This window comes from Chitinophaga sp. HK235, assembly GCF_018255755.1.
Lineage (GTDB): Bacteria > Bacteroidota > Bacteroidia > Chitinophagales > Chitinophagaceae > Chitinophaga.
Genome location: NZ_CP073766.1, coordinates 5,871,134 through 5,886,449, shown reverse-complemented (window position 1 = coordinate 5,886,449; position 15,316 = coordinate 5,871,134). Strand labels below are relative to the sequence as shown.

The following is a 15,316-nucleotide window of genomic DNA, read 5'->3' as shown; positions in this document are numbered from 1 at the left end:
AAAAGCTGTCACGCAAAGACGCAAGCCACAAAGACATTAAGCAGGGAAACCATTTCTTTGCCCCTTTGTTGCCTCGCCTCTTTGCGTGACGCTTTTACACAGTGCCCAATTGCTTTTTATATTTCTATTTAAAATACCACGCAAAAATGAAAACAATCACCGCCGTCATGACCCTGTTGCTGTCAGTCTCCCTCTGCGCACAGGCCGTCAAAAAGCCCAAACCCAAAAGGGTACTGGTCTTTTCAAAAACCACCGGCTACCGCCACGACTGTATTCCCGTTGCCAAAGCCACCATCATGCAGCTCGGCAAAGAAAACGGTTTTGATGTAGACACCACAGAAGATGCAGCGCTCTTCACCACCGCCAACCTGAAAAAATACGCTGCCGTCATTTTCAGCTGCACCACCGGCGATGTGCTGGACAGCACCCAACAGGTGGCCTTCCAGCAATACATCCATCAGGGTGGCGGCTGGATGGGCATCCACGCTGCTACCGACACCGAATACGGCTGGCCATGGTACAACAAACTCGCAGGTGCCTGGTTTCTGGACCATCCCAAACAACAACAGGCTACCCTTCATGTAATCGATCACCATCATCCCGCAACACAACACCTGCCCGATGACTGGGTCCGTAAAGATGAATGGTACAGCTTCAAAGACCTGAATCCGGATGTACATGTGCTCATCAAAATAGATGAATCCACCTATCAGGGCGGCAAAAACGGTGACAACCACCCTATGTGCTGGTACCATACCTTCGAAGGTGGCCGCGCTTTCTATACCGCCATGGGCCATACCAAAGAATCCTATTCAGACCCGTTATACCTGAAACACCTGTTGGGTGGTATTCAGTATACTATGGGCATCAAAAATGTTAACTGAAATTACCGATGAAACATTCGATCAAACTATTGTTATTGCTGGCGTTGGTTGCTATAGCTGGCTGTACGAAAACACGCCCCGGCCAGCCCAAAATACTGGTATTCACTAAAACCGCTGCTTTCCGCCATGCCTCTATACCTGCAGGCATCGCTGCCATACAGAAACTGGGCAAAGAAAACGGCTTCGACGTGGATACCACCGAAAATGCTGACCGCTTCAATGAAGACTCGCTCCAGCAATATGCTGCCGTGATCTTCCTCAATACTACCGGTGATGTGCTCAACACCGCACAGGAAGCCGATTTTGAAAGATATATACAGGCAGGAGGCGGTTATGCAGGCGTACACGCTGCCACCGATACTGAATATGAATGGGGATGGTACAACCATCTCGCAGGTGCCTATTTCCTCAGTCACCCGCCCGGCGTGCACAAAGCCAGTGTACAGGTAATCAACAAATCCTTCCCCGCTACTGCCGGACTGCCCGATAAATTTGAACATACCGACGAATGGTACAACTTCAAAAAAAGAGATACCACTACTACCGTACTGCTTAAGGTAGATGAAAAAACCTACGAAGGCGGTACCATGAATAACGACCACCCGGTAAGCTGGTACCATGAATACGACGGCGGCCGCGCCTTCTATACGGCCCTTGGACATACCGAAGAATGTTACTCCGACAGCCTTTTCCTCAAACACCTGCTGGGCGGTATTCAATATGCTATCGGTAAAAATCTGGTGCTCGACTACAGTAAAGCCACTTCTCTCCGCACACCGGATGAAAACCGCTTTACCAAAAACATGCTCACCTCCGGCCAGTTCTTTGAACCTACCGAAATGACCATCCTGCCTAACCTCGACATCCTCGTGGCACAACGCCGCGGTGAACTGATGCTCTACAAACAGGCAGACAAAACCCTCACCCAGGTGGGATTCCTGAAGGTGTATTACAAAACGGATGTTCCTAATGTAAACGCCGAAGAAGGTTTTCTTGGCCTCGCTGCCGATCCCGACTATAAAGACAATCATTTCATCTATGTGATGTATTCTCCCGTAGATACTTCTGTCAACCGCCTGTCCCGTTTTAAGTTTGAAAACAACCAACTGGACATGGCCTCCGAAAAAGTAGTCCTTCAGTTTTATTCCCAGCGGAATATCTGTTGCCATACCGGCGGTTCCATCGCGTTCGGCCCGGATAAACTGCTGTACGTCTCTACCGGCGACAATACCACTCCTTTTGATGAAGCCGGACAGAAATACGTAAGTAACGGTTACGGACCTACGGACGACCGCCCCGGCCATGAACAATACGATGGACGCCGCTCTTCCGCCAACACCAATGATCTTCGCGGAAAAATCCTCCGCATCAAAGTAGAAGCCGACGGCTCCTATACCATCCCTGAAGGCAACCTTTTCCCTAAAGGCACCAAAAACGCCCGCCCGGAAATATATGCCATGGGTACCCGCAACCCTTACCGCATCTCTATAGACAGAAAAACAAGTTATCTCTACTGGGGCGAGGTAGGCCCCGATGCCAACAACGATGATCCTAACCGCGGCCCCCGCGGATACGATGAAGTAAACCAGGCTAAAAAACCAGGTAACTATGGTTATCCCATGTTCATCGCTGACAACAAAGCCTATCACGCATACAATTACGAAACCGGTGAAACCGGTCCGGCCTATGATCCGTTGAAACCCGTCAATAATTCCCGTAACAACACCGGCCTGAAAGAACTGCCACCAGCCGTACCTGCCTTCATCTGGTATCCTTACGGTAAATCAGACGAATTCCCTATCGTAGGCAGCGGTGGCCGTAATGCAGAAGCTGGACCTGTTTATTACAGTGAGTTCTATCCGAAAGAAACCCGCTTCCCGGATTATTATAACGGTAAACTGTTCATATACGACTGGATACGCGGCTGGATCATGGCCGTGACCATGGACAAAAACGGTAACTTCTCCAAGATGGAACGTTTTATGCCTGGCACCAAACTGAATGCCCCCATCGATATGGAAATGGGCCCCGATGGCCGGCTGTATGTACTTGAATATGGCAATGGCTGGTTCAGCAAAAATGTTGACGCAGGCCTGGCCCGTATCGATTACAACGGTGGCAACCGCGCCCCGCTGGCCACTATTCAAAGTAACCAGCTCACCGGTGCCCTGCCCTTCACCGTTAAACTGTCCGCTGAAGGATCTGTAGATCCTGATGGCGACAAACTCACCTATCTCTGGTATTTCGGCAATGGCAGCAAAAAGGAAACCACCACCCCTACAGTGGAATTTACCTATACTACAGCCGGCGAATACAATGTATACGTGGAAGTACAGGATGGCAAAGGCGGTAAAACAAAGAGCAGTGAAATAGCCCTGTATGCAGGTAATGAAACACCACAGGTAAACATCCAGCTGGAAGGCAATAAAATGTTCTACTTCCCCGGCAAACAGGTACGTTATACCGTTACCGTTAGTGATAAGGAAGATGGCAGCAGCGCCAGCGGCAAACTCGATGTCAGCAATATATTTGTAAAGGCAGATTATATCCAGGGCAGCGATAAAGCCGGCGCTCCGCAAGGCCACCAGATCATCACCGGCGCCATCGCAGGTAAAAACATCATGGAAGTATCCGACTGTAAAACCTGTCATAAACCGGATGAAAAATCCATCGGCCCTTCTTTCAAACAGATAACAGAGAAATATAAAAACGATCCGGCTGCACCAGAAACACTCGCCAAAAAGATCATCAACGGCGGCGGCGGCGTATGGGGTGAAACCGCTATGTCAGCCCATCCCGGACTGTCCAACGGAGAAGCCCACCAGCTGGTGGAATACATCTTCTCTTTAGGCGGCAACACACCTAAAGCCCATTCCCTGCCTGTCACCGGCAGCCTCAATCCCACTATGGGCAATGAGCTGAAAGATAACGGTGTGCTGTATCTCCTGGCCAGCTACACGGATAAAGGCGGCCCCGGCATCAAACCAATCACCGGTACCACCACCGTACAATTGCTGAATCCCAAGCTGCCTGCAGCCGCATATAGCAAAGCAGATGGCGTGTCTACCTACCAGGCCGATGGTATCAAACTGCTCATCCCTGCCACCGCCAACGGTTGGGCCGTATACAACGACCTCGACCTCACCACTGTCAACGGCATCGAAATCACCTATATGGTGCAGGATGCCCAGTCACAGGGATATGTAGTAGAAGCCTTCCTGGACAACGCCAACGGTACCCGCCTCGGTGAAACAACCGTCGGCCCCGGCGCTCAGGCTAAAGTACCCAACAAGGCAAGCATCAGTTTTTCACCCATCAACGATGGTAAAAAACATCACCTGTACATCAAACTGAGACCTACAGATCCAGGCAAACAGGTACCATTAGGTATTGCTTCGTTTATGCTTAGAAGTTAGTAGAAGGTGATATATTAAAAAAGCGGAGGCTACTGTGTGTAGCCTCCGCTTTTTTAATCTTGTTATTCTTGCCCTAAATATTTAAACTGAAGCTAAAATCATAACTAATCTTGTCAAAATTGTTCACATTTTCTTTCCAGCCAGGTTCATTATGACTTACATCTACGATCTGGCTAGTATTCATATTCCTGAATTTTTCAGTAATAGTTTCTAATGTAGCTAACTCAAGTTGGGTCAAAGCATCTAATAAATTGACAGGGGTTGTTTCCTCATCATTATAAAATTTATCACCTCCATATTCGCCAAAATCGACTTCGGCTACTTTAACATATCCTTTATTCACTGCTGCGTTATAAAGTCCTCCATAGTTTGTGGGTACCGGCCCTCTTTGTATTGCTTTATAGGTTATACCACTGATGCTCATGCCATGTTTCTTATAGTGACTAAAATCAGCATAAAACATTAGCTTATTTAAAGCTGTTGTAAATGGTTGCAAAGCTGTGGCAAAATAGTTAATCATGGCCCCAATTCTCTTAATACCCGGAACCCTAAAACCGTTGTAAATATTAGGTAAGCAATCTTTAAAGAGTGATAAGGCTAACTGACCTTCGTCCTCATATAATTGCGGATCACGAAATTTAGAAATTATCTCTAGTACTTCTGAATATTCTGTGGCATCCCAGGAGGACTTATTAATTTCAACAAGTTTAATAAATTCCTGGGGATCTGCAACCAATCGAATATATCTTCCAATGGAAATACTTGGCATTTCACCTGCTTCATAATTTCGATACACATTAATACCAAGCCCAAGTATCTCGCTCATTTTGGCTGCGCTAAGTCCATATTTTGATCTGGCATGCTTAATCTCTTCAATAGTAGGAATACCAAACCTGGACCTGTATTTATTATGGACTTGGGTAATATTAAGTGTGTCCAGTTCATCATTCGTAAATTGCTCGCCACTCTCTTCGCAGACATAATAATGATATATTATCTCGAACTTTTCTTTTCTATAGTCGAATGTTCGGGATTCTTTTTCTAATCTAACGTTGCCTCCGGTAAATGGACTTTTCATAATCTTAACTTTAAAGGGCACTTCATTGGAAATTCCGATTGATGAAAAGAAATACAGATTACACTAGTGTTGGGATGTCCTAGAGTGATTTTAATATATATTTCTACTTCGTTGTGTGTTTTGCCAAAGACCCACATCTTTGCTCCTCCATTTAAAATATCATCCAAAGGGCCTTGGCTATATCAGCTACTTCTATTCGTTTGATTATTTCTGTTCTTTGGTTAGGGGTCAGTTCTAAATCTAAAAGTGCTTGTGTGTTCTTACCTCTGTCGTTCCGATAAATAATGTTCCATAGACTCAGTTTAACTTTAAAATCAGCTAAAAATTGCGCTACTTCATCATAAGTTGTCATACAAAAGAGAGTATCGGATTCATATAACAAATATAAATTAAAAAAAATCACAAAACAACTAATTAGTTGTTTTTATAAAAAACAAAATTAACTATTTGAGAGCTACTCAATAGCTACTTATTTTAAATTTTAATCTATTAATTATTGGAAATTAATAATTTAAACATTCATATACATCTATCAAAAACACAACTTATTAGTTGAATTTAAAAAAGCATCATTCACTTGATTTTTAATAATGCACAAACCCAACTACTAAAAAAGGAAAGGCCCTGGCAGTCACGCCAGGGCCTTTTTTGCATTTTATATATTCGAACACATCACTTCTTCGCTTTAGGCCCCATAAAAAAGGTGATATTTCCACCGTTCATAATCTCACTGTGTGTGATATACAAACGGTCGAGCGGCTTACCATTCAGCAATACTTTCTGCACATATACATTTTTATCTCCCTGATTTTTTACGTCGATGATAAACGTTTTACCATTTTCGAGTTGCAGGGTGGCTTTATCCACAGCAGGACTTCCCAGCGAATACTGGTCGGAGCCGGGGCATACAGGATAAAATCCAAGAGAACTGAAAATATACCAGGCACTCATCTGGCCACAATCATCGTTACCTCCAAGACCATCAGGGCCTGGATGATACATTTTTTTCAGGATCATCCGTATACGTTCCTGTGTTTTCCACGGATAGCCGGTCCAGTTATACAGATAGGCCACATGGTGGGAAGGCTCATTACCATGCACATAATTGCCGATAATACCATCACGGGTAATGTCTTCCGTTTCCGCGAAGTATTTATCCGGTAACTCCATGGTGAACAATGAATCCAGGTGTTGGGTGAATTGTTTTTTCCCTCCCATCATGGCAATCATATCATCCGGATTGTGAGGCACATAAAGACTGTAGTTCCAGGCATTGCCTTCAATAAAGCCCTGATCATGTGTTTGCAGCGGATCAAATGCAGCTTTGAAGGTACCATCATTCAACCGTGGCCGCATAAAACCAATGGTTTTATCGTAAACGTTTTTATAGTTATTGGAACGTTTGATGAATTCTTCATAAATAGCTGTTCTGCCTAGCTTTTTGGCCACTTGTGCAATACACCAGTCATCATAGGCATATTCAAGTGTTTTGGAAACAGAGGAGCCGTTTTTATCTTCCGGCACATAACCCATGTCCATGTAGTAGCCCAGCCCGTCATAATTGCGGTGTCTGGCGGTGGTCACACAGGCATCCAGGGCTTTGTTCACATCAAAAGGCGCATTGCCTTTCATGATCGCATCGGCAATCACCGAAACGCTGTGGTATCCGATCATGCACCAGTTTTCGTTGGCGTAGTGCGACCAGATGGGCAGCATATGCTGAACGCTCTGATCATAATGATGGATCATCGACTGTATCATATCCGCATTCCGTTGTGGCTGCACGATGTTAAACAGCGGATGTAATGCCCGGTAGGTGTCCCACAGGGAAAAGGTAGTATAGTTCGTATATCCGTTGGCGGTATGATTATTCATATCCAGTCCGCGGTACTGCCCGTCCACATCCATGTAGGTGGTGGGATTAATGAAGGCATGATACATCGCGGTGTAGAAGTTTTCCTTCTCTTCTCTGCTGGCGGATTCGATATGTACTTTATTCAGCTCTTTTGTCCACAGCGCCTGGCCTTCCCGCTTTACCTGATCAAAGTCCCATTCCGGGATTTCTGCCTGCAGGTTTTTCAGGGCACCTTCGGTGCTTACCGGGGAGATGGCAAATTTTATTTTTATTTTTTCTCCTGCGGTGGTGTTAAAATCAAACCAGGCACGTATTTGACGGCCTGCCATTTCCGGAAAGTTTTTTGTCTGGTCGAACTTGCGGTAAAAACCTTTGTACACATCGTTTGTATAGTTACGGTGTCCGTATTCCTTAAATGGTTTGGAGAACACCATGGCAAAATATTCTATCCTTGTGCGCGCCCAGCCGCTGGTTTGCCGGAAACCGGTTACCAGCGTATCATTTTCCACCCTCACAAAAGTCCATACATTTTTATTCGGATAGTTGTAAATGCCTGACATGAAGTCGAGGATGATATGCGACTGATCAGAAGCCGGAAAGGTATACTGATGAAAACCAACGCGGTTGCTGGCTGTCAGTTCGGCCAGGATACCGTCGTCTTCCAGTTTCACTTTGTAATAAGCCGGTTCTGCTACTTCGGTGCTGTGTGAAAACCTGCTGCGGTACCCACTTTCAGGATGATCTGCTGTACCGGGGTTCAGCTGAAGTGTTCCGGTAGTGGGCATAATGAGGAAATCGCCCAGGTCGGAGTGTCCGGTACCACTGAAATGCGTATGACTGAAACCGACGATGGTTTTGTCTTCATACTGATAACCGGCACAATACTTATACACATCAGGGTTGTATTTCCCATTCATCTCATAAGAGAGCGTGTCTGTTTCCGGGCTCAGCTGTACCATACCAAAAGGCACGGTAGCACCGGGATAGGTATGTCCCATACGTTGGGTGCCGGTGATGGGTTTCACATATGAAAGCACATTTTCCTGTGCAAAAAGTGAACAGCAAATACAGCTGAGTATGGTCGATAAAAAAATCCTGTTGGTCATCAGTATCAGTTTAACGTGTCTGACTTAAAAACTCTGCATCCCGAAGAATCGGGATGGATTATTTACAGTGAACAATGAAATTCTTCTATATCGTATTATTTGTTGGCTGTTGAATACGAATAAGGGAAAGCAGCTGGCTGGGTACCTCTGGTCTTTTCAAGAGTAGCGCCCATTTGGAATACCAGTTTTCCTCCTTTCTGAAGGTCCTGGTGGCTGATCCAGTTTTTCGTATAGGGGACACCGTTTAAGGCGGCGTTTTGTACGTACAGGTTCTTGTCACTGTTGCCTGGTGCTTCGATCACCATTTTTTTACCATCTTCCAGTGTCATGGTAAGTTTGGCAAACAGGGGAGTCCCTAATACATACTGTTGTGTACCTGGGCATACGGGATAGAAGCCCATGGCGGAAAACACGTACCAGGCAGAAGTCTGTCCGTTGTCTTCATCACCGCAATAGCCATCGGGTGTGGCTTTATAGAGGCGTTCCATCACCTGACGGATCCAGTACTGGGTTTTCCAGGGCTGGCCGGCATAGTTGTACAGATAGATCATATGCTGAATGGGCTGGTTACCATGCGCATACTGGCCCATGTTCATGATCTGCATTTCGCGGATCTCATGAATAACGGAACCATAGTAGCTTTCGTCGTATACTGGTGGCATTTTGAAAACGGAGTCCAGCATAGAGGCAAACATAGTGCGGCCACCCATCAGGTCAGACAACCCTTGTACGTCGTGAAACACAGACCAGGTATAGTGCCAGCTGTTGCCTTCTGTAAAGGCATCACCCCATTTAAAAGGATTGAAAGGTGTCTGGAAGCGGCCATCCTTGTTCTTACCACGCATCAGTTTGGTTTCCGGATCAAAAAGATGGCGGTAGTTCTGAGCGCGTTTGGCAAAACGTTCCACTTCTTCCTTAGGCCTGTTAAGCGCTTTGGCCAGCTGGTAGATCGTAAAGTCATCATAGGCATATTCCAGCGTACGGGCAGCATTTTCGTTGATTTTCACATCGTAGGGAACATAACCGAGTTCGTTGTAGTATTTCACCCCTTTACGGCCTACAGATTCAAGCGGGCCTTCATTTTCCGTATTCTTCAGAATCGCTTCATAGAGGGTATTGATATCATAACCACGGATACCTTTCAGGTAGGCATCAGCGATGAGGGAAGCGGAGTTGGAGCCGATCATACAATCACGGTGACCGGGGCTGGCCCATTCAGGCAACCAGCCGCTTTCTTTATAGCTGTTGGCCAGACCTTCCATGATATGTGCGCTCAGCGAAGGATACATGAGGGTGAAGAAAGGATGCACCGCACGGAAGGTATCCCAGAAACCATTGTCGGTAAACATATAGCCGGGCAGCACCTGTCCGTTGAATGGACTGTAATGCACGATTTCATTCTTTGCATTGATCTCATAGAACTTGCGCGGGAACAGCATGGTGCGGTACAGCGAAGAGTAGAAGGTGCTTACCTGCGCGGAGGTACCACCTTCCACGGAGAGGCGGCCCAGTTCTTTGTTCCAGCTGTCTTTTGCTTTTTTACAGGTGATGTCGAAACCATCTTTGCCCACTTCCCTTTGCAGATTGAGTTCAGCCTGTTCAAAGCTGATGAAGGAAGATGCTGTTCTGGCTACTACCTGCTCACCCCGTTTGGTTTTAAAGCCTACTACCGCACCGGAGTGGTCTGCCTGCAGCTCCAGTTGCCCTTTCAGCAGGGTGGAGTCTTTCCAGGTGGTGGCCACGGTAAACGGTTTATCAAAGTAGATGACAAAATAGTTCTTGAAGTTGGCCGGTACGCCACCGCTGTTTTTAGTGGTGTAACCGATGATCTTCTGTTCCTGTGGTAATATTTTAATATAGGATCCCTTATCAAAAGCATCTACCACGATGAAGGCACTGTCGGTGGTCGGGAAGGTAAAACGCAGCTGGGCAGCGCGTTCTGTGGGTGTGATCTCGGTGGTCACGTCGGCATCCGCGAGATAAACGCTGTAATAATAAGGTTTGGCTACTTCTGTTTTATGGGAGAACCAGCTGGCTCTTTTGTTCTGGTCGAACTTCAGACTGCCGGTAACGGGCATGATGGCAAACTGGCCATAGTCATTGATCCAGGGAGAGGGCTGGTGTGTTTGTTTAAATCCTCTGATTTTATCAGCCGCATATTGATACGCCCATCCGTTACCCATGGTATTGGTCTGGGGCATCCAGAAGTTCATCCCCCAGGGCAGGGCGATGGCAGGATAGGCGTTACCATTTGACAGGCTTACTTTAGAATCGGTACCCATCAGGGTGTTGACCCATTCTACCGGTTCAGCAACCTTGTACACAGTCTGGCTTTGGGCGCCGTGCATACAAAATAAGGCAGCTGCCAGCAATCCAACTTTTTTCATGTAGTAGTGGTGTTTCCCGCAAGGCAATACAGGCCGGCAAGGGCACTGGGTTTGTGTTTCAGGCTGCGGGAAATATTCCCCGCTTTGCCGGCTGATATTACGATGCGTGCAATTATTAGAAAAATCGATTTAGCATCAATACAGAAAAAAAAGATTCGATGAATCCTTATCCTCTTTTCCGAAGGGGAAATGATAGGTTCCCCTTCCGGAAACAGCTTTAAATGTATAAATATTTTCGGATCTAAAGCAGGTATTAACTATTTTTTTGCCGGGAAATTAGATGAGTGGCAGGCGGTTCTTATGCGGAGCCGCGCAGAATAAACTTCCCGGGCAGTTCCACGGCCTGTTTTTTAATGGGCACGGGCTTTTTACCCAGCTGCTGCATCAGCATGGCGATGGCTGTTTTGGCAATTCCTTCTATAGGCTGTTCTATGACAGAAATACCGGGAGGGTACAGACGGAAGATATCATGATCATCGAAACAGATCACAGACAGGTCGTCCGGCATCCGGAGTCCCAGCCGGGCGATGGCTTCCAGCCCCAGGATCCCCAGGTAGTTGGTGGCAAAGAAGATGGCTTCTACATCAGGATTGTCTTGTATGAACTGCTGCATTTCCAGCAGGGAGTCTTCCCGTTGTTTATGATATTTAAGATGCAGGATATGTTTCTTCCGGACAGGGATCCCATGGTCCTTCAGGGTGGTCATATAGCCACGAAGGCGCTCCTGCAGCTGGATCAGTTTAACCTCCACCGTTACAAAGGCTATCTTCGTGAATCCTTTACTGATAAGGTGTTCCATGCCCTGCTTTACGCCACCGAAGTTATCGATGAGCACATAAGGGGCTTTGATGGCCGGGAAGTAGCTGTCCATCAGCACTACGGGCTTATGATGCTGTACCAGCTGTTGTATTTCCTTTTCCATACCGGGTGCGGGAGTGATCAGGTATCCGTCTACCATCTGGCGGCCCAGCATACGGATCAGTTCCCCTCCCTTCTGGGCATTGTTTTCGGTACTGCAATACACCACATTGTAGCCCATCTGCTCTGCTTCCGTTTCGATGATTTTAGCCAGACTGGCAAAGAAGCTACCGGAGATGCTTTCCACGATCAGGCCCAGGGTTTTGGATTGCCCGGTGCGCAGGTTAACAGCCACCCGGTGTGGCTCGTACCCTGATTTTTCCACTACCTGCATGATCTGGGCTGCGACCTCGTCGCGTATCCTCATCTGCTTTCCTTTCCCGTTGAGTACAAATGATACGGTAGAAGGTGCCACACCGGCCATTTTGGCGACATCCTTCAGTGTAAGTCTCTTCATTAGCGCTTTAGTTAGTTTGATTGGTTTTCTGCTGCACCATTTTGTGTGACTTACAGGTTACTGCCGGGTGTCTTAACGATGCATCGGCCGGGAAATTACAAAAAACTGTTAAATCATTTTAAACTACCCTCAAAATGGCTATCTTACAACAGTACGGTCCGGCACTGAATAATAAGAGACTGAAGTAAACGTTATACAAATAAGCCGGCCATATCAACATATTAAGACTGGTCTGTAGCCAACCTGACATTCAAAAATTATTATGAAGCAACTAGCCCAACTTACTGATCCTGTATATGTGAAGCCTGCGCATGAAACGGTTTTCGACAGGGTATTCAAATCCATGATCCGTGATGAACGTGATCTGCCTTTTGTTTACCTGACCCTGAAAATTACTTTCACCTTATGGCCACTCGCCATCCTGCTATACTTACCAGGTGTCAATATTTGGGTATGGTGGGCAGCTGCTATCGCTTATCAGTTTTTTAATAATGTTACCTTCAAAGGGCCTTTCGGCCTAATGCTGCATTGCACCAGCCACCGCGCCTTCTTCGAAAAAAAATACGGCATCCTCAATAATTACCTGCCCTGGGCGATAGGCCCCCTGTTTGGACAAACACCGGAATCCTACTACTCCCACCATATCGGTATGCACCACCCGGAAAACAATATGCCCGACGATGATAGCTGCACCATGATGTACCAGCGCGATTCATTCCGTGGCTTCCTTCATTACCTCTGGTCTTTTGTGACTTTTGGCGTCTACGATACAGCCAAATACCATATCCGCAAAAAAAGGAATAAACTGATGGTAAAACTGGTCCGGGGCGAAATGTTATTCATCGGCGCCTGTGTGGGTCTTTCCTTTATCAATTTCCCGGCTACCTTCGTCGTGTTTATCCTGCCCTTTATCATCTCCAGGATCATTATGATGGTGGGCAACTGGGCCCAGCACGCCTTTATCAGTGCAGATGATCCCGACAACTGCTACAAAAACAGCATCACCTGCATCAACACTAAATACAACCACAAATGCTGGAACGATGGTTATCATATCAGCCATCATATCAAGCCCAGCATGCACTGGACAGATCACCCCGTATATTTCCGTAAAACACTTGATCAGTATATTAGCAATGATGCTGTTGTATTCGACGGCATCCACTTCCTGCACGTATGGCTTTGGCTGATGACCAAACGTTACGACCTGCTGGCCAAACACTTTGTGAATATCGGCGACCGCTTCCAGTCTGATGCAGAGATCATCTCCTTCCTCAAACAACGGACCCTCCGCATCAATGCTATACCGGAACCGGCAGCAGTAGCCGCCGCATAAACGAAAAGACTAATAATGCAATCATAAAAGAAGATGCCGTCCCTTTATAGAGACGGCATCTTCTTTTCATGTGCTTCCGTATAAAAAAGGCTGCCTCAACTTTACGAGACAGCCTTTGCTTATAAGACGAAATAGGATAGGATAGGTTATTATTAGTTGATCCAGCCCGGATTCTGTACCAGGTTGGGATTACGTTCGATTTCACTCTGCGGAATGGCCCAGTTGTAGATATAATCGCCTTTCCAGGAATAGTTAACCACATTGTTGCCCCAGATCTGCTGAAGACCGGCGCCTACGGCAAAAGTTTTTTCCTTCCATGTTTTCCAGCGCAGTTCATCGAAGTAGTTGATGCCCTCATTCACAAATTCCACCCTGCGTTCGTTGCGGATACGCTCACGCATGGTAGTCTGGTCGCCTACATAAGTAGGTTTGGAAACGTCAGCATTTTGCAGGGCAGGCATGCCTACTCTTGCCCGCACTTTGTTCACCAGGTCCAGCGACTGCTGGCTGAATCCCTGCTCATTCAGGGCCTCAGCCCACATCAGCAACACGTCTGCAAAACGGATCACCGGGAAGTCAGTAGGGCCATAAGCCCGGTTGATGGTTTCAGTAGCTCCTTCATAAACAAATTTGCGGTGCAGGTAATAGTAATATGCCTTGGTATCTGTTGCCAGGTCCCAGGTAGGCGTGGTATTGGAACGGAAAGGCCATCTTGAAACGTATACCTGATTAGCACTTCCGTTTACGCCCAGGTACTCCGAATACGGCGTGATAACGTTGGCGGCTAAACGTGGATCCCGGTTGGTATAAGCAGCCTTGATACGTGCTTCATTGCCAACGGGCAGATACTTAGTCATATCCAGTCCGCGTGAAGTAGCGGCTGCAATTTCGCCTGCAGTAAGTCCGTCTCTGAAAAAGTATACTTCCCGCTGTGCGGCCGTCATTCCTTTAAATCCGGGGATGACCTTTTCCCAGTCAAACTTGCTGCCATCGGAATTTTCATACATATCTACCACTACCGGAGAAACCAGGTAGGTATTCCAGCAGGAGCCAAAGGAACTTCTGTTGCCACAGAAGAACTGGGTGGTAGAACCAAAGTTAGTCACAGCGATATTCTGGATGGAGAAAATCATCTCATCACTTTGTTCATTCACTTCTTTGAAAAGCAGTTTGTAGTCTCCGTTGAAAAGGGTATATCCCGCTTCCTGTACTTTCGAGAAATCGGTTGCAGCAGCAGCCCAGTTGCGGGTATACAGATAGGCTTTACCTCTGAGCGCATAGGCAGCACCTTTTGTGATGTGCCCGTAGTTGGCATTACCTTTTGAATTCTTCAGCGGCAGGTTGGGCTCGTTAATACAATCTGTAAGGTCGTTGATGACTACCCGCCATACACTGTCTTCTGTTTCACGGCCTTTCACGGCTTCTTCTGCTGTAAATGGCTGAAGATACACCGGTACACCATGCCACAGCTGATTCAACCTGAAATAGAAATAAGCACGCAGGAATTTGGATTCTGCCAGATATCTCGCTTTTTTATCACTGGCAGAAGGTGATTTCAGCGGGATATTCACAATCGCATTGTTGGCGCGCTGAATACCATCATAAAACTGTTTCCAGTTAACGCTGAACATACCACTGCTGGGCGTAATAGTACCCACCTGTAAACCATCTGCATCACGCACCATACTGCCCACACCATACCGGTCCAGCTGATACAGTTCATTACCGGAGGCACTGCTCTGGTCTATATTCAATCTCAGGGCGGCATATACGCCGGCCATACCCTGATCGGTGAGGTTGTCTGTTGTCCACATCAGGGCATCACTTTCCTGTGTATAGGACGTGGTGTCCAGCAGGTTTTTCTTACAACTGGCTAAGGACAGGAGCCCGGCGGCATATATTAATATTCTGAACTTTTTCATACACTAACTTTTAAGAA

General features: G+C 46.7%; 9 protein-coding genes. 3 read left to right on the top strand and 6 right to left on the bottom strand.

Going from position 1 to position 15,316, the window contains the following annotated elements:
- Window positions 1-146 precede the first annotated feature (146 nt).
- Window positions 147-884 (top strand): ThuA domain-containing protein, encoded by a 738-nt coding sequence (locus tag KD145_RS22260; protein WP_212001771.1) that lies wholly within the window; start codon window positions 147-149, stop codon window positions 882-884.
- 8 nt (window positions 885-892) lie between these two features.
- Window positions 893-4,300, top strand: a complete 3,408-nt coding sequence (locus KD145_RS22255; protein WP_212001769.1) for a ThuA domain-containing protein — start codon at window positions 893-895, stop codon at window positions 4,298-4,300.
- 73 nt (window positions 4,301-4,373) lie between these two features.
- On the opposite strand, the gene KD145_RS22250 is transcribed toward KD145_RS22255, so the two are convergent.
- From KD145_RS22250 to KD145_RS22230, 5 genes are all read right to left on the bottom strand, one after another.
- Window positions 4,374-5,378: a type II toxin-antitoxin system antitoxin SocA domain-containing protein gene (locus tag KD145_RS22250; RefSeq protein WP_212001767.1), complete on the bottom strand. Its 1,005-nt coding sequence runs from the start codon at window positions 5,376-5,378 to the stop codon at window positions 4,374-4,376.
- Window positions 5,379-5,529: 151 nt separating this feature from the next.
- On the bottom strand, window positions 5,530-5,730 hold the full coding sequence (locus tag KD145_RS22245) for a hypothetical protein (RefSeq protein WP_212001766.1): 201 nt from the start codon (window positions 5,728-5,730) through the stop codon (window positions 5,530-5,532).
- A gap of 320 nt (window positions 5,731-6,050) precedes the next feature.
- Window positions 6,051-8,339: a GH92 family glycosyl hydrolase gene (locus KD145_RS22240; protein WP_212001764.1), complete on the bottom strand. Its 2,289-nt coding sequence runs from the start codon at window positions 8,337-8,339 to the stop codon at window positions 6,051-6,053.
- Between the two features lie 95 nt (window positions 8,340-8,434).
- On the bottom strand, window positions 8,435-10,726 hold the full coding sequence (locus KD145_RS22235; RefSeq protein WP_212001763.1) for a GH92 family glycosyl hydrolase: 2,292 nt from the start codon (window positions 10,724-10,726) through the stop codon (window positions 8,435-8,437).
- A gap of 298 nt (window positions 10,727-11,024) precedes the next feature.
- Window positions 11,025-12,041 (bottom strand): LacI family DNA-binding transcriptional regulator, encoded by a 1,017-nt coding sequence (locus KD145_RS22230; RefSeq protein WP_212001762.1) that lies wholly within the window; start codon window positions 12,039-12,041, stop codon window positions 11,025-11,027.
- Between the two features lie 262 nt (window positions 12,042-12,303).
- Between KD145_RS22230 and KD145_RS22225 the strand changes: the two genes are divergently transcribed.
- Window positions 12,304-13,377, top strand: coding sequence for a fatty acid desaturase (locus KD145_RS22225; protein WP_212001761.1), 1,074 nt, complete (start codon window positions 12,304-12,306; stop codon window positions 13,375-13,377).
- A 152-nt stretch (window positions 13,378-13,529) separates the two neighbouring features.
- Here the strand turns inward: KD145_RS22225 and KD145_RS22220 are convergent, their stop codons facing one another.
- The gene (locus tag KD145_RS22220; RefSeq protein ID WP_212001760.1) at window positions 13,530-15,299 is read right to left on the bottom strand and encodes a RagB/SusD family nutrient uptake outer membrane protein; all 1,770 of its coding nucleotides are present in this window, start codon (window positions 15,297-15,299) and stop codon (window positions 13,530-13,532) included.
- Window positions 15,300-15,316: the final 17 nt, after the last annotated feature.

Excerpts from the sequence above, each read along its gene's own strand:
- KD145_RS22240 (WP_212001764.1), bottom strand. The coding sequence starts at position 8,339 with ATGACCAACAGGATTTTTTTATCGACCATACTCAGCTGTATTTGCTGT.
- KD145_RS22260 (WP_212001771.1), top strand. The coding sequence starts at position 147 with ATGAAAACAATCACCGCCGTCATGACCCTGTTGCTGTCAGTCTCCCTC.
- KD145_RS22255 (WP_212001769.1), top strand. The coding sequence starts at position 893 with ATGAAACATTCGATCAAACTATTGTTATTGCTGGCGTTGGTTGCTATA.
- KD145_RS22250 (WP_212001767.1), bottom strand. The coding sequence starts at position 5,378 with ATGAAAAGTCCATTTACCGGAGGCAACGTTAGATTAGAAAAAGAATCC.
- KD145_RS22225 (WP_212001761.1), top strand. The coding sequence starts at position 12,304 with ATGAAGCAACTAGCCCAACTTACTGATCCTGTATATGTGAAGCCTGCG.
- KD145_RS22245 (WP_212001766.1), bottom strand. The coding sequence starts at position 5,730 with ATGACAACTTATGATGAAGTAGCGCAATTTTTAGCTGATTTTAAAGTT.
- KD145_RS22235 (WP_212001763.1), bottom strand. The coding sequence starts at position 10,726 with ATGAAAAAAGTTGGATTGCTGGCAGCTGCCTTATTTTGTATGCACGGC.
- KD145_RS22220 (WP_212001760.1), bottom strand. The coding sequence starts at position 15,299 with ATGAAAAAGTTCAGAATATTAATATATGCCGCCGGGCTCCTGTCCTTA.
- KD145_RS22230 (WP_212001762.1), bottom strand. The coding sequence starts at position 12,041 with ATGAAGAGACTTACACTGAAGGATGTCGCCAAAATGGCCGGTGTGGCA.